21 protein-coding genes are annotated in these 19,808 nt (G+C 32.1%); 7 read left to right on the plus strand and 14 right to left on the minus strand.

Going from position 1 to position 19,808, the window contains the following annotated elements:
• Nucleotides 1–7: 7 nt before the first annotated feature.
• The 3 genes from QBK95_RS15135 (at nt 8) to QBK95_RS15145 (ending at nt 4,351) form a co-directional block, all read left to right on the plus strand.
• The gene (locus QBK95_RS15135; protein WP_280935278.1) at nt 8–1,369 is read left to right on the plus strand and encodes an HTTM domain-containing protein; all 1,362 of its coding nucleotides are present in this window, start codon (nt 8–10) and stop codon (nt 1,367–1,369) included.
• On the plus strand, nt 1,350–3,764 hold the full coding sequence (locus QBK95_RS15140) for a TonB-dependent receptor domain-containing protein (protein ID WP_280935280.1): 2,415 nt from the start codon (nt 1,350–1,352) through the stop codon (nt 3,762–3,764). The genes QBK95_RS15135 and QBK95_RS15140 overlap by 20 nt, the downstream gene beginning before the upstream one ends.
• A gap of 74 nt (nt 3,765–3,838) precedes the next feature.
• Nucleotides 3,839–4,351: a PAS domain-containing protein gene (locus tag QBK95_RS15145; protein ID WP_280935282.1), complete on the plus strand. Its 513-nt coding sequence runs from the start codon at nt 3,839–3,841 to the stop codon at nt 4,349–4,351.
• Nucleotides 4,352–4,393: 42 nt separating this feature from the next.
• Here the strand turns inward: QBK95_RS15145 and QBK95_RS15150 are convergent, their stop codons facing one another.
• Together QBK95_RS15150 and QBK95_RS15155 are read right to left on the minus strand one after the other, a co-directional pair.
• Nucleotides 4,394–6,007 carry a class I SAM-dependent methyltransferase gene (locus tag QBK95_RS15150; protein WP_280935284.1) on the minus strand — a complete coding sequence of 538 codons (1,614 nt, stop codon included), beginning with the start codon at nt 6,005–6,007 and terminating at the stop codon, nt 4,394–4,396.
• 187 nt (nt 6,008–6,194) lie between these two features.
• The gene (locus QBK95_RS15155; RefSeq protein ID WP_280935289.1) at nt 6,195–6,446 is read right to left on the minus strand and encodes a DUF1456 family protein; all 252 of its coding nucleotides are present in this window, start codon (nt 6,444–6,446) and stop codon (nt 6,195–6,197) included.
• A gap of 107 nt (nt 6,447–6,553) precedes the next feature.
• Here QBK95_RS15155 and QBK95_RS15160 point away from each other — a divergent pair, with 107 nt between their 5' ends.
• Nucleotides 6,554–6,955, plus strand: coding sequence for a TerB family tellurite resistance protein (locus QBK95_RS15160; RefSeq protein ID WP_280935291.1), 402 nt, complete (start codon nt 6,554–6,556; stop codon nt 6,953–6,955).
• Nucleotides 6,956–7,163: 208 nt separating this feature from the next.
• Nucleotides 7,164–7,595 (plus strand): Hsp20/alpha crystallin family protein, encoded by a 432-nt coding sequence (locus QBK95_RS15165; RefSeq protein ID WP_280935293.1) that lies wholly within the window; start codon nt 7,164–7,166, stop codon nt 7,593–7,595.
• A gap of 74 nt (nt 7,596–7,669) precedes the next feature.
• On the opposite strand, the gene QBK95_RS15170 is transcribed toward QBK95_RS15165, so the two are convergent.
• The 5 genes from QBK95_RS15170 to QBK95_RS15190 all read right to left on the minus strand — a co-directional run bounded on the left by QBK95_RS15170 (nt 7,670) and on the right by QBK95_RS15190 (nt 11,945).
• Nucleotides 7,670–8,140, minus strand: a complete 471-nt coding sequence (locus QBK95_RS15170) for a hypothetical protein (RefSeq protein WP_280935295.1) — start codon at nt 8,138–8,140, stop codon at nt 7,670–7,672.
• A 291-nt stretch (nt 8,141–8,431) separates the two neighbouring features.
• Nucleotides 8,432–9,049 carry a DUF2306 domain-containing protein gene (locus tag QBK95_RS15175; protein WP_280935297.1) on the minus strand — a complete coding sequence of 206 codons (618 nt, stop codon included), beginning with the start codon at nt 9,047–9,049 and terminating at the stop codon, nt 8,432–8,434.
• Nucleotides 9,050–9,059: 10 nt separating this feature from the next.
• A complete protein-coding gene (locus QBK95_RS15180; RefSeq protein WP_280935299.1) occupies nt 9,060–10,085 on the minus strand; it encodes an SDR family oxidoreductase in 1,026 nt (341 codons plus the stop codon).
• 23 nt (nt 10,086–10,108) lie between these two features.
• Nucleotides 10,109–10,867 carry a LytR/AlgR family response regulator transcription factor gene (locus tag QBK95_RS15185; RefSeq protein WP_280935301.1) on the minus strand — a complete coding sequence of 253 codons (759 nt, stop codon included), beginning with the start codon at nt 10,865–10,867 and terminating at the stop codon, nt 10,109–10,111.
• 1 nt (nt 10,868) lies between these two features.
• Complete coding sequence (locus QBK95_RS15190; RefSeq protein WP_280935302.1) at nt 10,869–11,945, minus strand: sensor histidine kinase; 1,077 nt, start codon at nt 11,943–11,945, stop codon at nt 10,869–10,871.
• A gap of 245 nt (nt 11,946–12,190) precedes the next feature.
• On the opposite strand from QBK95_RS15190, the gene QBK95_RS15195 reads away from it, so the two are divergent.
• Both QBK95_RS15195 and QBK95_RS15200 read left to right on the plus strand, forming a co-directional pair.
• Complete coding sequence (locus tag QBK95_RS15195; RefSeq protein ID WP_280935304.1) at nt 12,191–14,575, plus strand: TonB-dependent receptor; 2,385 nt, start codon at nt 12,191–12,193, stop codon at nt 14,573–14,575.
• Between the two features lie 24 nt (nt 14,576–14,599).
• Nucleotides 14,600–15,142 (plus strand): DUF1569 domain-containing protein, encoded by a 543-nt coding sequence (locus QBK95_RS15200; protein ID WP_280935306.1) that lies wholly within the window; start codon nt 14,600–14,602, stop codon nt 15,140–15,142.
• 61 nt (nt 15,143–15,203) lie between these two features.
• On the opposite strand, the gene QBK95_RS15205 is transcribed toward QBK95_RS15200, so the two are convergent.
• The 7 genes from QBK95_RS15205 to QBK95_RS15235 form a co-directional block, all read right to left on the minus strand.
• A complete protein-coding gene (locus QBK95_RS15205) occupies nt 15,204–15,692 on the minus strand; it encodes a class I SAM-dependent methyltransferase (RefSeq protein ID WP_280935308.1) in 489 nt (162 codons plus the stop codon).
• Nucleotides 15,693–15,804: 112 nt separating this feature from the next.
• Entirely contained in the window at nt 15,805–16,410 is a 606-nt protein-coding gene (locus QBK95_RS15210) for a MarR family winged helix-turn-helix transcriptional regulator (protein ID WP_280935310.1), read from the minus strand.
• A 54-nt stretch (nt 16,411–16,464) separates the two neighbouring features.
• Nucleotides 16,465–16,728 (minus strand): DUF2024 family protein, encoded by a 264-nt coding sequence (locus QBK95_RS15215; RefSeq protein WP_280935312.1) that lies wholly within the window; start codon nt 16,726–16,728, stop codon nt 16,465–16,467.
• Between the two features lie 55 nt (nt 16,729–16,783).
• Nucleotides 16,784–17,515, minus strand: coding sequence for a hypothetical protein (locus QBK95_RS15220; protein ID WP_280935313.1), 732 nt, complete (start codon nt 17,513–17,515; stop codon nt 16,784–16,786).
• Between the two features lie 66 nt (nt 17,516–17,581).
• Complete coding sequence (locus QBK95_RS15225) at nt 17,582–17,815, minus strand: thioredoxin family protein (RefSeq protein WP_280935315.1); 234 nt, start codon at nt 17,813–17,815, stop codon at nt 17,582–17,584.
• A gap of 375 nt (nt 17,816–18,190) precedes the next feature.
• Nucleotides 18,191–18,772, minus strand: a complete 582-nt coding sequence (locus QBK95_RS15230; protein ID WP_280935317.1) for a pyridoxine/pyridoxamine 5'-phosphate oxidase — start codon at nt 18,770–18,772, stop codon at nt 18,191–18,193.
• Entirely contained in the window at nt 18,772–19,791 is a 1,020-nt protein-coding gene (locus QBK95_RS15235; RefSeq protein WP_280935319.1) for an adenosine deaminase, read from the minus strand. Before QBK95_RS15235 ends, QBK95_RS15230 begins: the two co-directional genes overlap by 1 nt.
• Between the last annotated feature and the right edge of the window lie 17 nt (nt 19,792–19,808).

The following is a 19,808-nucleotide window of genomic DNA, read 5'->3' on the forward strand; positions in this document are numbered from 1 at the left end:
ATACTACATGATTTATAATCTAAACGAATATCTAAAAAAAAATACTGAGGCTGCACCACTTGCAGTCTTTCGTATTTTTTTTGGTGTATTGATGTTACTGAGTATTATTCGTTTTTGGAGTTATGGATGGATACATAAGTTGTATATTCATCCTACCTTTTTCTTTTCTTACTATGGTTTTGATTTTGTTAAACCAATAGGTATATATACATATTTCATTTTTATTCTTTGCGGAATTTCTGCTATATGTATTACTATTGGATATAAATATCGAATTGCGATTATTACATTTTTTCTGAGTTTTACTTATATAGAATTAATGGATAAAACTACATATCTAAATCATTATTATTTTATAAGTATCCTTAGTTTTTTACTCATTTTTTTACCAGCAAATGCATATTACTCTGTTGATGCTAAGTTAAAAGGAATTTCTTTTCAGAAGATTCCTGCCTGGACGATCGATACTCTAAAACTATTGTTAGGTATCGTCTATTTTTATGCAGGTTTGGCAAAATTAAATTCTGATTGGTTATTAAAAGCAATGCCACTTAAAATTTGGTTACCTTCTAAATATGATATACCACTAATTGGTGGTTTTATGAACGAGGAGTGGCTACATTATATGTTTAGTTATACAGGTGTGATTTATGATTTAAGTATTCCTTTCTTGCTATTACACCGAAAAACGAGAGGTTTTGCTTTTGTGATGGTGGTAGTGTTCCATATCTTAACCAGAGTACTTTTTCCTATTGGTATGTTTCCTTACATTATGATTGTGGGAACACTTATATTTTTTGATAGTACTGTTCATCATAAAATATTAGAGCTTATTGCTAAAATATTTAGAATACGAAAGGCAAGTTTTGATACCAATAAATCATTAAGTTTCTTACAAAGTCATATCAAAATTGTTAGACCAATATTGGTGTCGTTTTTTGTGATTCAATTACTTTTGCCATTTCGAAATATATTATATCCAGGAGAGCTGTTTTGGACGGAAGAAGGGTATCGTTTTTCCTGGAGAGTAATGCTTATGGAAAAAGCAGGATATGCTAATTTTAAGATTGTAGATAAGGAAACAGGGAAGAGGTTTTATGTAGATAATGATGATTTTTTAACTTCTTTTCAACAAAAACAAATGGCGACACAGCCAGATTTTATATTAGAATACGCACATTATCTTAAAAAACATTTCGAGAATCAAGGGCATAATAATGTTCAAGTATTTGTAGAGAGTTATGTAACGCTTAATGGGAGATTAAGTAGTCAATATATTGATCCCAATGTGGATCTGGGAAAACAAAAAGAGTCATTTAAACATAAAACGTGGATTATTCCATTTAAAGATGAGATTAAGGGATTGTAATGTAGTTATCTTTTTTGTATTTATAACTACCATCGTTTCGGCACAATATAGTATTACGGGTGTTGTAAAAAATCAAAATAATCAACCTGTTTCTGGTGCTGAAATATATAATAGAAATACAGGACAACAATTGATTAGTGATGTCGATGGGAGTTTTGAGTTTACTAATATTGAGAAAGGAAATTGTTTAATCGCTGTGTTTAGTTTTGATTATGAAATTTTAGAACAACAAATTAATGTTGAAAAAAATACAGAATTAAATCTTGTATTAATGCCTTTAGGTGAAGAGTTATCTGAAGTGATTATTACACAACGAAAAGAAAAAGTATTTGGGCTAAAACAATTAAAAGAAGTAGAAGGTACTGCTATTTATGCGGGAAAGAAAAGCGAGGTTGTGTTATTGAGTAATGTGCAAGGTAATTTGGCCTCTAATAATGCCAGACAGATTTATGCACAAGTAGCGGGTTTGAATATTTATGAGAATAGTACAGGAGGATTACAACTGAATATTGGGGGTAGAGGATTAGATCCTAATCGTACGGCGAATTTTAATACACGTCAGAACGGATATGATATCAGTGCTGATGTGTTAGGATATCCAGAAAGTTATTATACACCTCCAGCAGAAGCGTTGGGGGAAATACAGGTAGTTCGTGGAGCAGCTTCTTTGCAATACGGAACACAGTTTGGTGGGTTAATTAATTTCAAAATGAAGCAACCTAATCCAAATAAGAAAATAGAATTAGTTTCTCGTCAAACTATCGGTTCATACAATCTCTTTAATAGTTTTAATAGTCTAAGTGGTACAGTAGGAAAGTTTAGTTATTACACCTATTTCAATTATAAAGAAGGTGATGGTTTTCGTCCAAACTCTCAATTCGATTCAAGAAATTTTTATGGCCATTTGGGATACCAACTTACCAAAAACACTAAGTTAACAGGCGAGTTTACGTACCTTAATTATTTGGCGCAACAACCAGGAGGACTTTCTGATACCAGATTTGAAGAAGATCCTAGTCAAAGTAATAGAACGCGTAATTGGTTTAAGGTAGATTGGAAATTGTTTTCATTACGTCTTGATCATACATTTTCAGAAAAAACAGATCTAAGTCTAAATGTATTTGGGTTAGATGCCTCAAGAACAGCTTTAGGTTTTAGAACCAATAGAGTAGATCAACCAGATCAACTAGATGCTCCAAGAGACTTGATAGAAGGAAAATTTAGAAATTTTGGAGCAGAAGCTAGATTATTGTCAAGATATAATTTATTTAGTGAAGAGTCAATTTTTTTGATAGGAGCAAAGTATTATCAAGCTGAAAATGGAGAGCGACAAGGACCAGGATCGAATGGAACAGGACCTGATTTTGAGTTTGTGAATGATCAATTCCCTACATATCCGAATCAATCTGATTTTGACTATCCTAATCAAAATATTGCGGTTTTTGGAGAAAATATATTTAAGCTCTCTAATAAATTCTCTATTACACCTGGTTTTAGATTCGAGTATATAAAAACTGAAGTAGCAGGAGCATCAAGAACAATCGTTACCGACTTGGCAGGTAATGTGATTAGAGACGAGATAACTCCTGATAATCGTACCTTCGAGAGGTCGTTTGTGTTACTAGGTTTGGGAAGTAGTTATAAGCCTTTAGATGGGTTGGAGATTTATGGTAATATATCCGAAAATTATAGATCAGTTACGTTTTCTGATATTAATATTGTTAACCCATCATTTAGAGTTGATCCTGATATTACAGATGAATCAGGTTTTACAGCTGATATTGGGTTTAGAGGAAGAATCAACGATTTGATTTCATATGATATCGGGTTTTTTGGATTGTTTTATAATGATCGAATCGGAGTGATACAGCAAGCACAAGATGATGGTAGTGTTAAGAATTTTAGAACCAATGTGGGAGATGCAACGATGTATGGTTTAGAATCTCTAATTGATATAAACCTGAATAAGTTAGTTCTTAAAAATAATTCTGATGTAAGTTTTAACTGGTTTTTAAACACTTCGTTAGTAGATTCTAAATATAACGGGACTGAGCGAGAAGTAGAATTTGTTCCTAATGTTAATATTAAAACAGGCCTTAAGTTTGGATGGAAAAACCTTTTAGGATCCATACAGTATTCTTATTTATCTGATCAGTTTTCTGATGCTGAAAATTCTACAACTCCTAGTGCTAGCGGTATTATTGGAGAAATTCCTGCATACTCTATTCTAGACCTCTCTTTGTCGTATTCTTACAAAAAGTTTAAACTAGAAACAGGAATTAATAATGTATTGGATGAAAGCTATTTTACTCAAAGAGCAAGCGGATATCCTGGACCAGGAATTATACCTTCAGATCCTTTAACGTGGTATACAACTTTGCAATTTAAGTGGTAGATCATATAAGGATTTAACTTTTGTTCAATTACGAATTAAGAATTTAATCTATACATTTGAATAAAACCTAAAAGATGAAAGAGTTAGAAGTGTATGATACAATGATGGCGGAATATTACGAATCCATTACAACACAATTTTTACCACTTTCCTCTTGGGAGTTTTACGGAGAACATAATGCGTTCTTGCATAGTTCTAAGCAAGACCTCGACTCATTACAAAAGATTACCAAAAAATGGAACTTTAATAATGATTATCATCATGAACTTGTGAATAAAAAGTCGGTGATTGTGATTACTTCTGCGGATCTAAAAATAGTATTTGCCAGTCATAATATTGAGAAAATGACGGGATATGCTCCTGAGGAAGTAATTGGGAGTTCACCAAAAATTTTTCAAGGAAAAGACACTGATCCTAAAACATCAGAGGCTATTCGAAATGCGATCAACAAAAAACAACCCTTTGAAGCTTCTATTCTAAATTATAAAAAAGATAATTCTACGTATATATGTGAGATTAAAGGCTTTCCTGTTTGTGATAAACGTGGGAAACTGATTAATTATATTGCATTCGAGAAGGCGGCATAATACAACGTACCCACTTCATTGAATAAAGTGCCGAAAATTTTATTAAGTTGCTTTTCCAGTAATGTAATTAATACTTACCGTTGCTAATTCAGAATCTGGAAATTTAGAAAAATAATTAGGATCACTCTGTAGGCCTACTTCTTTAATCACCTTCAGAAATGAACTAATTTCTAAAATGTACTGATCAGAAAAGCCATGAGTAGCGTCATATGCCGTTGCGGCGGTGCTTCCAATATTTTCTGCGGTTAATTCTGGTGGAATGGTGTGTAATTCTATAACTATCAATCCAAATTTGGCAATATGTGGAGCCCATTTTTTGAAATGATCTTTTAAATTACGTTCTACATCATCATTGTTTAGTAATTTTCCTCTATATGCATATGCTCCTGTAGAATTACTGGGTGCTTCTAATGTCGTTATTGGTTCGCTCCATATTCTATTATGATCAAGAAAAGTTCGAACGGATAATAGATCCTTAAGTTCAATGCTATAGTTTTCATTTAAATCTTTTTCTAGGAGATCGGGATCGCTAATATCACCCCAGATTACTTTAGCCCAAATGTCAGCCTGAATTAGATTCGCTCTTGTAACTTTAAGTGCCGCTTTATTGTAATCAGCACCAACAAGAAACAAAGGATGATCGTCAAGGTGTTTTCCTCTTAGTGTTTTAGATTCAATAATTTCAAAAAGATGAATTAAAAAAGCACCATTACCACAACCCATATCAAGTATTCCTTTAGGTTGTTCATCCAATGGTTTGTTGAATACTCTAATAATAATCTCATCAATCTTTTTGAAATATGTAGCATGCGCACCACCACTTCCCCAAACATTCATTTCTCTATCTACATGAGTTTCGTCTGTATTGTTTTCGGTATTCCATAAAATGTTTGAATTGCCGAATAAGAGTTCATTCATTTGCCTAAACATTGGAATATAAGAAACGGTTACTCCATATGCTGTCGCCCTTTTTGCAAAAAACAACCCTTTATTAGTAAAAGTATAATTTTCATTGTTTTTACTAAACCATCCTAAATGACTTAAGAATGTTAGAATAGCATCAAAACTTTTTGGAAAACGATGATATTCATCTGCACTAAATGAAGCTTCCATAAAATACTTATGAAACATACCACCCATTCCTAAATGAACAATAGTAGGTCCTACAAGTATTCCTTCTATATGTTTTAAAATTTGCTCTTGTATGATACTTGTTAATTGATTCTCAGGATTTTCTATATCAAACCTGTTCAGGTATGGAATAAATAGTTTTTCTAACTTTTGAAAGGGTTCTAGTTCGAATTTTCTTGGATGAAATTTACCTGAATATTCGAGAAGATGTACAACACCTTCATAGAGATGGAAATGATCAAAAGCTACTTTTGTCTTTTCGTTTATAGAGACACTCGCTGTTTTTTGTTTTATAGAATAATCTAACCATCCTTGAGAAGATAACATTCTTAGCCCCACATTAAGGTAACCTTCATTTGCTTGAAACTCCTTAGCGATTTCTGATATGGATGCAGTTTTATGCAGAAGAAGGTAGTTAGTTATTTTTTTGTTGAAAAGAGCATAAGCTACAGGAGCTATTACAATGCCATCTAAATGTCTAAATAACTCTTCTCGGAAGGTTTTTTTTTCCTGTTTTGTAAGCATGAATACTTAATTGATTTGGTTGTTGAGTGAACAAATTGATTAGTCCTCCCAAAATAAGCATTTATTTTTGAAGAGAACTATAGTTTTAAATCCAATACAATTATTTTACCAGTTTAATTTTATGACAATCGAATAACTACAAAGCGTATGTTTTGTAAATATCGAAATACCAAAAATTGAGAATTTGTTATTTTTTAGGAGGAGTTTTTTTAGCTGGCATAGGACCTCTTAAATGTATAATCAATCCGTTTAAGAAATTACGTAGAATTTGATCTCCGCATTCCATGTATTTAGGATGATTTTCATTTCTAAAAATAGCCCCTAGTTCACTTTTAGTTACTTTAAAATCTACTAGTGCACAAATTTTTACGATTTCGTCATCACGTAATTTGTGTGCCACTCGTAATTTCTTGAAAATGTCGTTATTGGTTAGTCCCATATGACAAAGGTACTTTTTTAAATGATTTGAAGAAAAAAATACCGTTTATGTTCCGTAGCTAAGATGTTTATAAGATATTTGCATACTTAAAATTTCAAAATAAATCGATGTATACAAAAGAAGAAAAGTTAAGTTTACTTTCAGAGATGATTGAATTTGCAAAGGCTGATAAGACCATAAAAGATGAAGAATATAATTTTATCCTTGCAGTAGCTTCACAACTTCGTATTACAGAAGAGGAAATCGGTCATTTGGTAAGAAATACCGCAGAGAAGAAAAATCTTCAGCCAGAATCTCAAAGAATACTTCAGTTTCATAGATTGGTTTTGTTGATGAATGTAGATCAGGAAACTGCACAATCAGAAATTCATAAAATTAGAGAAATGGGATTGCAGATGGGATTACGTCCAGAAGCAATAGACGTTGTTTTGAAAGAAATGCATAACTATCCGAATAAAGTGATTCCGCCAAAGGAATTGATAGCTATTTTTACTAGATTTTATAATTAATATAGAAATACGATCCGAAAATTTAACCCCTAAGTAAATCTTTAGGGGTTCTTTTTTGTGCGATTTTGTCATTATAAAACGGATGTTATTGACAAAATGTCATTAAATAACAGTATGGTAATGTCAAAATGTCATAAAAATAACATTGGAATCCTAATTGCTATATACTCATTGAATTTGAATTATAAATAACAAAAAAATAAATACAATGAGTTTAGTAAAAAGAACAGACAGATTACCTTTTATTCTTGATGATATTTTTAATACCGATTGGTTTGGAGGGATTAGTGGAGAAAGTAAAATAGGCTTTAATACACCAGCGGTTAATGTAAAAGAGAACGATAATGATTTTGTGATTGATCTTGCTGCACCAGGTTTGGTTAAAGAAGATTTTAAAATAGAATTAGATAATGAGGTATTAACTATTTCTTCTGAAGTTAAAAAAGAAAGTAAAGAAGGAAAAGATAATTATACTAGAAAAGAATTTAGCTACAGTACATTTAAGCGTTCATTTACGTTACCAGATACTGTAAACAGTGTTGATATTTTAGCTTCTTATAATCATGGAATTTTATCCGTAAAACTTCCTAAAAAAGAAGAAGCAAAAGTGCAGCCTAAGCGATCGATAGAAATTTCATAAGCTGATTGTGAGATTTGAGTTAGTTAGTTAATGTTACGAAAACGCCCTTTTAATAAAGGGCGTTTTTTATATATCTATAACGTATTACCGTAATAACAATCTTCAGAAAGAGCCTTAGAATAGCTAGTTTTAGATTTTAGATCCATAATCAGGTACATTTCTTTTTTAAGTTTTATTTCTATCCTATTTTGTTTCCAAGATACCTTAATGTCCTTTGGTTTAAGATCTTTGATGTAGCTGTATTTATTAGAAAACGCAGCAGTAAGTGGTGGTGAATTTCCATTTTTTGTAGCTTCCTTTGGACTAATGGTTATAGATTCAGGGTCAACTACAGAACAAAGAAAACCGTCAAAATCAATTCCTTGCATATCTGGGTTTAAGAGGTATACCCATACAGAGTATTCATCTTCTTCAATCATTAATGTTCTACCAGAAATTGGATCTGTCGAGGTTATAAAAATAGCATCGGTACTAACTTCTGACTTGATTTTTGATGTATCCATAGCAAATACGCTAGTGAATAAGGATAGTAATATTATTCTCATTTAGGGCGTTATTTTAAAGTTATATCAACATTGCAACAAATTATAGAAATGTTGAATTAAGATTTTTTAGCCCTAATAAGATGACAAGAAACTGGATTACTTATAACAAGTTATTCCAAATTATAGTCCAGATGAATTGTGAAGAACACGAATTTAAGAATTTAATTCTAAAGTTGTACGTTTTTTATCTAGATAAATTTGTGAGAATTCCCCCTCAATTTTTTAGAATAAAATTCAATAACTTATTGATAATGATTTGTATGTAGGTGTTTTTTTGTTGTTTTTGAAGTGTTATAGATACCTTGTACTAGATCTAATATTTCTTGTCAAATAATAAGCAACGATAAGATTTGGAATCCAACATAACCAGGCCACAATGCTATATGCAATTATAAAATCTCCAAAGGAAACTGTTAGTACAGGCAACCAGATTCTTAATGTTACGGCAGCAAAACATGCAGCATAACTATAATGCATTAGAATTTGATGCTTGTTAATTTGACCTTTTACTATTTGTCTGTAGGCAGCTATAGTTGAATATAACCATGTCATACCTAGGCCTATAAAGCCTAACGAAGCTATTATCCCGCCAGTAGCGAATAATCCAATGTAAACTCCAGAAACACCACTAATTAAAACAGTGATTACATATACTTTTCCAAGTAATTTGTGCAACTTTAATCTAGTAGAACGGATACGTTTGCTAAATTGTGTCCAGCCAACTAATAGTGCAATACCTCCTAATGTGATGTGAGTATAAAAAGCAGTATTCCATACAGTATTAGTAAGAAGGTCATTACTTTTAGAATTGAGCAACCCAAATTTTTCATCGACTAAAAAATATACAAAAGGGTACAAACCTATTAAGATACTAAGTATAGCTACTATAACTTTGCCTATCTTTTTCATAAGATAGCAGTTAAATCAAACTTAATTTAATAGCACTTTCTGCACAAGCTAATATGGCTTCTTTTACAGGGATTGGTTTCCAATCTAGTAGTTTTATAGCTTTATTATTACTTACTTTTCTTTCTGTTCCAAGATCAATCAAAATTGGTTTTATTGTTTTATCAATATTGGAGAATAGACGAACTGCAAAGTCAGGTAGTGAAATTTTTGGAACCTTTTTATTAGGATAATGAGATCTTAGAATAGATGCAACATCTCTAAAAGTCATATATCCCGAAGATCCTACAAACCTTTCACCTGCGGCTTCGGGAGCTTCCATTGCGCGAATATGTAAATCAGCAACAGAACGAACATCAACCATATCAAAACCGATCTTTGGAATAGCAGGAGAACTTCCATCCATAGCTTTGATTATGATATTGGCAGAAGTACCAAAATCTTTTTCCAATATAGGTCCTAAAATAGCTCCAGGACAAATTGTGGTTAATTCTAATCCACTGGTATCATTTTTAATAAAGTCCCAAGCTGCTTTTTCGGCAATTGTTTTGCTTCTGAAATAAGGAGTAGAATCCTTAGTGTTTGTAACATCAGTCCAGTCGTTTTCATCAAAAATACCGATCCGATTTGATTTCTCTTTTCCATATGCGATCGCACCAGAAGAAGAAGTGATTACTACTCTTCTAAGCCCATGTCTAGCAGCTGCTTTTAAAATATTTAAAGTTCCTGTTTTTGCTGGGATAATGAGATCATCTTCGTGTTTTGGTAATTCTCGTGGAAAAGGAGAGGCGATATGTATTACATTCTGAACTTCGCTTATAATATCATTCCATACTTCTTCATCCATTAAATCCGCTTGAGCAAACGTTAGCTTATCGATGTTGGTTGTATTTTTGGTAATAACTTGCTTGATTTCTTTGACTCTATTTAAATCTCTTAGGGTACCAATAACTTCATATCCTTTGTTAAGTAATTGAATTGCAGTGTGAGAGCCTAAAAAACCCGTAACTCCAGTTAGTAATACTTTTTTATTTTCCATTTTTTGAGATGATTTTTACAATTTTAGAGATCCAACCACTTCTTAAAATTAGAGGTGCGTTCTCTGGAAACAATAATTTGTTGTTCTTCTTGTGGTTTTAATTTTAATAGTAATCTGCTATTGAAATAACTATGAATTTCTATGACAGATTTAACAGATACCATAAACTTTCTGTTAATTCTAAAGAAATGAACAGGGTCTAGTATATCCTCTAATTGATCAATAGAATATTCAATTGGATATTGTTGGCCTGCATGAGTATATAAAAAAATGAGTCCTTCATTAGATTTAAAATATGCAATATCTTCTACATTAAAAGTGTTGAACTGATTCCCTACTTTGATCATGAATCGTTTTTTATATTCTTTGGTAAACAGGTTTTTAATCTTTTTTAATTTTTGTTCATCCAGAATTGTATCAGAGCTTACTTTAGATTTTCGATACTTACTTAATGCATTTCTAAGATCACTTTTGTCAATCGGTTTTAATAAATAATCAAGGCCATTATATTTAAAACCTCTGATGGCATATTCATTATATGCGGTAGTAAAAATAACTGGAGGGTGATCTTCTAATGTGTCAAGAATATCAAACCCGTATCCATCATTAAGTTGGATATCTAGAAATATTAAATCTGGTATTGGATTGTTATCAAACCATTGTCGTCCATTTTGTACAGAGGTAATTTGTCCTGTTATTTTTATCTCAGGAGCAAGCTCCTTAATAAGAGTAGCTAAGCGCTTGGAAGCAAAATTTTCATCCTCTACAATTACTGCTGTCATCTTATGATACTTTTACAATTGTAATTTCTTTTATATTCTTAGGAAGCAACGGAATTGTTACCTTAAAATATCCATTTTCTGTAGCTATAGTTACTTTTTGATTCGAATAAAAAGAATACCTTTTCTCAATGTTTTTAAGCCCCAGTTTGGTGGAGCTTTCTTTTTGTTTTCTTATATGCAAGTTGTTCTGAACTATTATACTTTTTTCATCCACAGAAAGAATGCTAATCTCTAAAGGTTTTTCTTTAGAGTAGTAATTATGCTTTAATGCATTTTCTACCAGCATTTGTAGAGAAAGTGTAGGAATAACATAATCCTCAGGATTTGCAGAAATATGAGTTGTAATGCTTAATGCACCTTTATGCCTGATATTCATCATAAAAATAAAAGAATCTAGAAAGCTTAACTCTTTTTCCAAACTCACTAAATCTTCCTCACGATTATCTAAAATATATCGATAACAAGTTGCTAATCGAGAGACAAAATCAGACGCCAAATCTCTATCTTCATACATTAAAGCAGTTAGTGTGTTTAAACTATTAAAAAGGAAATGAGGACTTATCTGATTTTTAAGAGATTTATACTTAGAAGTCATAATTTCTTTTTGCATATCATTTAATTTATTCTCTATTTCTTTTTTCTGTTGTAAAGAATGATAAAATAAATTGAAGATGATCACGGCAAAACCTAGTATACCAGCTCTAAAAAAATCAATTCTAAAACGTAACCAGGGATCATTTACATCAATTTGACAGATATGATCAAATTGAAAAATTGCTAAATAATATACCAATGCTGAAACTGGAAGACAAATTGCCATGTTTATTACTAAAATCTTTACTCCTTTGGCAAGATCAAGACCACCATTAGTTTTTGATTGTTGCCATCTTACCAACCAATCATTACTCTCCCAAGCAAGCATAAATAGAAAAAAGGCACTACAATAATAAAAGATACTAGTCGCATCAAGAAGATTATCATCTTCATCATGAGCGATGGTAAGTTTTATTAAGAGATATACCACATTGATAATGATAATACGTATCCCTAATTTTTTTAAAGTAGCTTTTTTAAACATATATAGTGAATCGTATTGATAAAGATACATAACTAAGAGGCAATTTGCAGGTTGGATTTCCCTCAATTGTCGAATTATGATTTGAATTGTATCATAGGCTGTTTTACTTGAAAATAACTGCTAAAAATGCTCAATTAAGATTCAAATACAATTTTAAACACTTCAATAGTAAATTAAACAACTCTTCTATTTTGATTTTGAGGGTTTGAATGAAGGTCGCAGATTTGGATAAAATCTACAATCTTATGAAGAAATATGTTCTGCTATTAGCATTAGTATGTATTAGCATCGGAAATGCTCAAACTGGTATTATAAAGGGAATTGTCATTGATAAGCAATCCGAAACTCCTTTAGTTGGAGCTACTGTGGAATTATTAAATATGGATCAGGTCAATGGAGTGATTACAGATATAGATGGATATTTTACTATAAAAAAGGTTCCATTTGGAAGGCAAACAATTAGAGTGAGTTATATTGGATTTGAATCTATTACCTTACCTAACGTTGTTGTTACTTCTGGTAAAGACGCTGTAGTGAATGTTCAATTGATTGAGGCTTTTGATCGACTAGATGAAGTAATTATCACTTCAGAGACCAATAAAGCAAAGGCAATAAATAAACTAGCTTCTGTGTCAGCACGACAATTTAGTTTAGAAGAGGTAACTCGTTTTTCTGGAGGTAGGAGTGATGTAGGGCGATTGGCTGCCAATTTTGCGGGAGTTTCAGCTCCAGATGATAGTAGAAATGACGTGGTGATTCGAGGGAACTCTCCAACTGGATTGTTATGGAGATTAGAAGGAATTCCAATCCCTAGCCCTAATCATTATAGTACATTAGGAACCACTGGAGGGCCTGTATCTGCGCTGAATCCTAATCTATTAAAGAATTCAGATTTTATTACATCTGCTTTTCCTTCAGAATATGGAAATGCCATTGGAGGAGTTTTTGATCTTGGTTTTAGAAAAGGAAACAGAGATGATTACGAATATACAGCACAAGTAGGAATTTTTACAGGGATCGAAGCTATGGCAGAAGGTCCAGTAGGTAAAAATAATGGTTCTTTTCTTATTGCAGGAAGATACTCTTTGGTTGGTTTATTGGGTGTTGGAGCAGGAGGCACTTCAGCTGCTCCAAATTATAGTGATGTTTCTTTTAATCTTGATTTTGGTAAAAGCAAGCTAGGTAATTTTTCTTTGTTTGGGATTATTGGATTTTCTGATATAGATTTTTTAGGAGACGATATTGACGAAGATGATCTATTTGCAGCAGAAGATGAAAACACTTTTGTAGAATCCAGATTTGGTGTTGTCGGTTTAAAACATAGAATTAATATTACCAATAAATCATATATAAGAACAATTGTATCAAGTTCATTTACAGGTAATGATTTTATGGCGGATCGTTTTATCGATAAAAATACTTCACAAGAACGTACTATTCGATATACTGAGGCTGATAATACTGAAAATAGATTTACTTTTTCTACCCTTTATAATGCTAAGTTAAGTAGTAAAAGTACAATAAGAACAGGGGTGTTATGGGAAAATATTGGTGTGAAATCTCTTGAAAAAGATAGAGAACAGCAACCTGATCTTGATGGTGATGGTGATCCTGACTTATTTACATTTAGGGATATAGATGAAAATCTAAACGTGATACAGCCCTTTGTGCAGGGACAATTTAGAATAACTGAAAAACTTACATTAAATGCAGGAGTTCATGGTCAATATAGTTCTCTTAATGAACAATTTGTGGTAGAACCAAGAGCTGGGCTAAATTATAAAATATCTCAAAATCACCGGTTGAGTTTTGGGTATGGTTTGCATCATCAACCTGTTCCGCTACCCCTCTTATTCCTAAATGAAGAAGTGAATGGGGAGTTGGTGCAAACCAATAAAACTTTGGATTTTGTGAGAAGTAATCACTATGTTTTGGGGTATGATGTGAAACTTGGTACCAGTTGGAGAGGTAAGGTAGAAATCTATTACCAGGATATTGATAATGCAGCAGTAGAATCCTTTCCGTCAAGTTATTCATCTTTGACAGAAGGTGCAGATTTTGGATTTGATAATGATCGAATTTCATTGATTAATGAGGGAACTGGATACAATCAAGGAATTGAGTTTACTCTAGAAAGGTTTTTTAATAAGGGATATTATGGATTATTAACGACTTCATTATTCGAGAGTAAATATGAAGGGAGTGATGGCATCGAACGTAATACACCTTTTAATAATGGATATGTGGTCAATCTATTAGCTGGGAAAGAATTTGCTATAGGAAAAACTAGAAAGAATGTGTTGTTTTTTGATACAAGATTAACTTTTTCTGGAGGAAGATATTATACACCCGTTGATTTGGCTGCATCTCAAGCTACAGGATTTGAAGTATTACAAGAAGATATTGCGTTTAGTGAGCAGAATGATGGATATTTTAGATGGGATGTTAAGTTTGGATATAAGATCAATAGTCGCAAAAAGAAAAGATCTCATCAATTCTATGTGGATTTGCAGAATGTAACGGGTAACGAAAATCTTTTTGCCAGACGATATAATAGATTGACAAATAATATTGATGAAGTAAATCAGATTGGATTTTTCCCTGATTTTGGATATCGTTTTGAATTTTAACATAAAAAAAAAGGTTTGAACACAATGAGAAGAGGGTTATCTACGTTGTTTGTTATCTGCAACTTGGCTTTCTGGGGATATGGGCAAGGTGATAATGATAGTAAGAAAGCATTTATGGAAAGCCAATTATATGATATCGCATATTTAATTCAGTTTAGAGACAGTATTAAAACTCATGTTTCTGAAGTACCGATTGCTTGGCATCTTGATCATAGTCTTAAAGTCATTAATAGAATCCATGATATATTAAAAAACTCGGATCCTATGGTGTATGAAAAACGTTTTAATTTAGCACGCAGTTTTTCGTTTACTTTGGGCTACATACCTAGAGGTAAAGCAAGATCTCCAGCGGCCGTTTTACCTCCAAAAGAAATTCGAACAGAAGATATATTAGCGCAACTGGAAAAGGCTAGAAATAATATTAAAGAATTAGAAGTTCTTGACCCAAACTCTAATTTTGTTCACCCTGTTTTTGGACAATTAAATACAAGACAATCTAAACGTTTTTTAAAGGTACATACAAAGCATCATTTAAAAATTATACGGGATATTTTAGGGAAAGAATAGAGTGCTTACTATCTAAGTTATTTGTCAAGCTTATATATACTTTTTGATAATTCGTGACAGACTAGATTTTACGATAGAGGTAAATTGTTTCTAATGCACCGTTTTTTTGCATAACCTCTTTCTTTAGTTCTTCTGTCCATCCTGGTATATCAAATTGATGTGTTACAATTCTAGCTCCTACAGGTAGTTCTTTTTCTAATTTTAGTGATAATGCGCCAAGGACACTTCTGGAAAAATATAGAATCAAAGCATTAGCATTAGAAATATCCGCCTTATAGATATCTTCTTCTCTGATTTCTATTTGATTTGACAGATCTGCCTTTTGGATATTGATCTTGGCATCTTTAATAGCTTCAGGAAAGATTTCATAGCCAATACACTGCACATTAGCCTTTGTACATGCCATAATTAATTGTATGGCATCTCCGCAGCCAAGATCAAAAACAGTCTCTCCATCTTTTAATGCTAATAGATCTAATTTATGTAGAACAACCTCATTAGGAGTAGGGTAGTAAGGATCGTTGACAGGTATAAAGGAATTATGCATCATAATTTATATTCTTAAAGATATAAATCTATTTCGAATAAGCAAACCAATGCGTTGTGGTAATGTTCTGGAAAAGGGGTATCTGTATTTTCTTAAACTATTTTTAGGATGAAGATTACCTTTCTTCATATTCTGGACAGTCTAATCGGATATCTTCATTTAATAATTCTTTTTCCAGTAAATTACAATAATCAGCGGTACTTGTTTTTTTATAAAATTTACAACCAAAACAAGTTCGTTGCACAGTAAGAATTCCTTTTCGATTTAATTTATAGATTAATTCACTCAAGCTATGGAACAAATTATTTAAATCAGTTTGTTCAATATGATCGATTTGATCTTTTAATGGATGCGTAAAATCACTAGTTTTCGAAACTATTTCTTTTCCTAATTCTGATAATTGGATGGTATAACTTCTATTATCCGAAGAAGAATAATCTTTAATAATCATTGCTTTCTTATCTAAAACTTTGATAGCATCACTTATCGTAGGTTTAGTAACATTAAATTCTTTTGCCAGATGGCTTACATTACATAATTCTTGTTTATGGAACGTAATAAAGATTAATATTTGAATTTGGATAGGACTTAGACCAACCAATTTAGCTTTTTCCCAAAGTAATACTTTAAACACTTCAGAAATCCGTTCAAGACCAGTTACAATTTTACTTGAAATGTCTTTTTGCTGTTGGTTTGGATTGAAATCACTTTTGTGTATCATAGAAAAAATCTGCCGAAATTTGTTCGGCAGACAAAGTTAGTGATCCTAATTAAATTAATTACAATTTTCCATTTCGATGATAGAATATCCCTTTTGTTCTATTTCGTTTCTTACATTTTCTGGTGCTACAGCTATATGGCAAAAATTACATTCTTTAGCAGATAAAGCTCCAGTGTTAAAGGATTTACCAGACAGGTAGTTTTTTCCATAGATAAAAACCTGTGCTTCATCATTACATTCACTTGGAACCAGAATGTCAAAATGCATTGTTTTGCCATCTGATCGTTTTACATAGGTGTCCCAAACGGATACTTTCATAATTGTTTTTTTATAAATTTTATTAATAGACTATCCATACACTGTTTTATTGTAATTATTTTTTAACAGTATATGGTAGTGATAAATTTCCAGAAGCGATACTATATACTGCGTATACTCCTAACAATGGTAAGTTCGGATTGGATGGATTAACTTCCATATAAGCAGTGACAGCATCAAAATTGAAATTTTTCTTATTATTCATTCGATATGCAGGTACAATTACTTTTATTGTATTCTTTTTTGTCACTACAGAATGTCCAGGAGAATCCATATACATTGGCATTCCAGGATTTGTTGGAGGTAGTATAACCGAAGGGTCGTTAGTTTTAAATTGTTTCACTGCTAATCCACCTGGAACAGAAGTGTTTTCTACGAGAATTACCCAATGCGCATGCCAAACAATTCCGTCGTTTAAGTAATTCTTATCTGAATTTTCATCCCATAAAGGGGTGTCATCAAAATCTGGATGAGAGGTTAATGCCATAGCAACAATTCCAGCTGTGTCATTAAAACCTACATCTGTAGGTGAAAGAGAAGTCGGAAATACATATCCTAACACAGGTGCTCCGTCCATTTGACCTATAGCTTTAGGTTTTGTGTTTCCTGCAATACCTTTTACCTGAATTGTAAAAATTAATTGATCGAGTTCTTGTGAGTAGATAACAGAAGTCTGCTCTATGATCAAATCGGGTGAAGTTTTAAAAGAGGAACCTTCGTTATTACCTTGTGAATAGACAAGGATAGCCGTCATCATTGTAAATACAGTTGTAAATATTGTTTTCATGTTATTAAAATTTTTAGAAGGATTCCTTTATTTAGAAAGGAATCCTAACTATATTATTAAAAAAAATTAGCCTTTTACGTCGACCATAGAAGCACCGAAATTAATATGTAATACATTACCATTAGGAGTTAGTAATGCAGGAACAGATATTACTCCCGCGTTTTCTGCTTCATTAATACGTTTGCGATCTTCACCGATGTTTACCACTTCGATATTATTCTGCCCTATTAGGTTTATAATATCGTGCTCTGCACTGATACAAACTGGACAACCTGCGTGATAGAAAATTGATTTACTCATTGTGTTATAATTTGATTTATTTGCATTATTGCAAAGCAAATATAGTAAGGAATCCTAACTAATAAAAATATTCAAAGTTTTTTTTTAATTGTTATTTTAATAGAAAACAAAAAAATAACGCGTTAAGCTCCTTTATAGCTTACTTTTAGCCTTATTAAGGATAGGGAAGTGGATATCCATTTTTTACTATTTTTTTAGTGTTTCTCTGTATTCAGGTAGATAGGGTGCAAGTATCACTTTTAGTAAATAAATAAGTTACGACAGCAGTTTTACATACTTCTTGTATAATTGCTTGAGGGTTTTTTGTTCTAAAATTTGTTCAGAACAGCCTATGATAAAATATGATCTCTGTTTAAGAGATTAGTAGGTTATTAGTTACGGTTGTAATGTGGAGGTAATCCAATCTTTTCCTTCTAGTTGAAATAAGGTTCTTTTATGAAACCTGCTTTTTTCGAATTCCATGCATTCTATTCTAATGGGCTGGATTGCATACCCACTCCAATTTTCAGGTTTGGCAATGTCTTTATTTTTATATATTATTTCAGTTTCAATGTACTTCTGTTTTAAAACATCTATATTTTTAATAGGAGCTCCTTGTTCGCTAATAATTGAAATAATTTTAGAATCTTTTCCTCGTTGGTCAAAATACCTGATAGCTTCTGTATCTGAAATTTTAATAGCATCACCTTGAATTCGTATTTGCTTTTCTGTGGTTTCCCACCAAAAAGTCAAAGACACTTTGGATGATTGTTCTATTTCTAGCCCTTTTCTTGACTTTGATGGTCCTGTGATAATAAAAGTATTATTTTTTACTTCTTTTAGGGATACAAATCGAGCATTAGGATATCCATCAAGTCCGATAGAAGAAATACAGCAAGCAGAAGGTATTCTAACCTTACTTTGTTTGAGTTCTTCAGCATACCAGTCATTAAATAATTGAAAAGGGTCTATGTTCATTAGTTCTCCTGAAAATATTTATCAAGTTTTGTTGTTATTTTTTCTTTTTCTTCTGTGGATAGCCAACTAGCTTTAAAACTATTTTTTACTAGTGTAGTAATTTGTTGCTTAGAAAGGTTCAGCGCTTGTGCAATTCCTAAATAATTTTCATTCATATAACCTCCAAAATAAGCAGGATCATCAGAATTGACAGTAACTAATAAGTTTTTATCCATCATCTTCTTGATAGGGTGATCTTTTAGGTCAAGTACAACTTTTAACTCAAGATTAGATAAGGGGCATAGTGTAAGTGGTATCTGTAAATCGACCAGATGATCCACTAGTTTCTGATCATCTAAACATCTATTGCCATGATCGATTCTTGTTACTTTTAATACATTTAGTGCTTCCCATATATATGCTGCAGGTCCTTCTTCGCCAGCATGTGCTACGGTAATAAAACCTGCTTCTCTTGATTTGGCAAACACACGTTCGAACTTAGAAGGAGGATTACCAAGTTCAGATGAATCCAGTCCTACTGCGCTAATCCAATCTTTATATGGTAATGCTTGTTCTAAAGTTCTAAAAGCAGAGGCTTCATCTAGGTGTCTTAGAAAAGACATGATTAATTTATATGTAATACCTAGCTTAGATTTTCCATCTTCTAGCGCATTACGAATTCCTTTGATAACTGTGTCAAAAGAAATACCGCGATCTGTATGTGTCTGCGGATCAAAGAAAATTTCCACGTGTATTACGTTTTGCTCATGTACTTTGGTTAAATATGCCCAAGTGAGATCATAAAAATCCTGTTCTGTAATCAATACATTAGCACCCGCATAATAGATGTCTAAAAATTCTTGAAGGTTATTGAACTTGTATGCATTTTTTAATTCAGAGACAGAATTATAAGGAATTTTTTTATTGTTTCGTTTTGCAATCTCGAACATCAATTCGGGTTCAAAAGTTCCTTCAATATGTAAGTGCAGCTCCGTTTTAGGAATGCCTTCTATAAATTTTTCTATGGAAACAGTGTTCATAATAATGAGCGTTTAGT

This window comes from Aquimarina mycalae (genome assembly GCF_029906345.1).
Lineage (GTDB): Bacteria > Bacteroidota > Bacteroidia > Flavobacteriales > Flavobacteriaceae > Aquimarina.

Excerpts from the sequence above, each read along its gene's own strand:
- QBK95_RS15135 (WP_280935278.1), top strand. The coding sequence starts at position 8 with ATGATTTATAATCTAAACGAATATCTAAAAAAAAATACTGAGGCTGCA.
- QBK95_RS15140 (WP_280935280.1), top strand. The coding sequence starts at position 1,350 with ATGAGATTAAGGGATTGTAATGTAGTTATCTTTTTTGTATTTATAACT.
- QBK95_RS15180 (WP_280935299.1), bottom strand. The coding sequence starts at position 10,085 with ATGGAAAATAAAAAAGTATTACTAACTGGAGTTACGGGTTTTTTAGGC.
- QBK95_RS15200 (WP_280935306.1), top strand. The coding sequence starts at position 14,600 with ATGAGAAGAGGGTTATCTACGTTGTTTGTTATCTGCAACTTGGCTTTC.
- QBK95_RS15160 (WP_280935291.1), top strand. The coding sequence starts at position 6,554 with ATGTATACAAAAGAAGAAAAGTTAAGTTTACTTTCAGAGATGATTGAA.
- QBK95_RS15215 (WP_280935312.1), bottom strand. The coding sequence starts at position 16,728 with ATGAAAGTATCCGTTTGGGACACCTATGTAAAACGATCAGATGGCAAA.
- QBK95_RS15220 (WP_280935313.1), bottom strand. The coding sequence starts at position 17,515 with ATGAAAACAATATTTACAACTGTATTTACAATGATGACGGCTATCCTT.
- QBK95_RS15155 (WP_280935289.1), bottom strand. The coding sequence starts at position 6,446 with ATGGGACTAACCAATAACGACATTTTCAAGAAATTACGAGTGGCACAC.
- QBK95_RS15165 (WP_280935293.1), top strand. The coding sequence starts at position 7,164 with ATGAGTTTAGTAAAAAGAACAGACAGATTACCTTTTATTCTTGATGAT.
- QBK95_RS15190 (WP_280935302.1), bottom strand. The coding sequence starts at position 11,945 with ATGTTTAAAAAAGCTACTTTAAAAAAATTAGGGATACGTATTATCATT.
- QBK95_RS15170 (WP_280935295.1), bottom strand. The coding sequence starts at position 8,140 with ATGAGAATAATATTACTATCCTTATTCACTAGCGTATTTGCTATGGAT.
- QBK95_RS15205 (WP_280935308.1), bottom strand. The coding sequence starts at position 15,692 with ATGATGCATAATTCCTTTATACCTGTCAACGATCCTTACTACCCTACT.
- QBK95_RS15210 (WP_280935310.1), bottom strand. The coding sequence starts at position 16,410 with ATGATACACAAAAGTGATTTCAATCCAAACCAACAGCAAAAAGACATT.
- QBK95_RS15235 (WP_280935319.1), bottom strand. The coding sequence starts at position 19,791 with ATGAACACTGTTTCCATAGAAAAATTTATAGAAGGCATTCCTAAAACG.
- QBK95_RS15225 (WP_280935315.1), bottom strand. The coding sequence starts at position 17,815 with ATGAGTAAATCAATTTTCTATCACGCAGGTTGTCCAGTTTGTATCAGT.
- QBK95_RS15185 (WP_280935301.1), bottom strand. The coding sequence starts at position 10,867 with ATGACAGCAGTAATTGTAGAGGATGAAAATTTTGCTTCCAAGCGCTTA.
- QBK95_RS15230 (WP_280935317.1), bottom strand. The coding sequence starts at position 18,772 with ATGAACATAGACCCTTTTCAATTATTTAATGACTGGTATGCTGAAGAA.
- QBK95_RS15150 (WP_280935284.1), bottom strand. The coding sequence starts at position 6,007 with ATGCTTACAAAACAGGAAAAAAAAACCTTCCGAGAAGAGTTATTTAGA.
- QBK95_RS15195 (WP_280935304.1), top strand. The coding sequence starts at position 12,191 with ATGAAGAAATATGTTCTGCTATTAGCATTAGTATGTATTAGCATCGGA.
- QBK95_RS15175 (WP_280935297.1), bottom strand. The coding sequence starts at position 9,049 with ATGAAAAAGATAGGCAAAGTTATAGTAGCTATACTTAGTATCTTAATA.
- QBK95_RS15145 (WP_280935282.1), top strand. The coding sequence starts at position 3,839 with ATGAAAGAGTTAGAAGTGTATGATACAATGATGGCGGAATATTACGAA.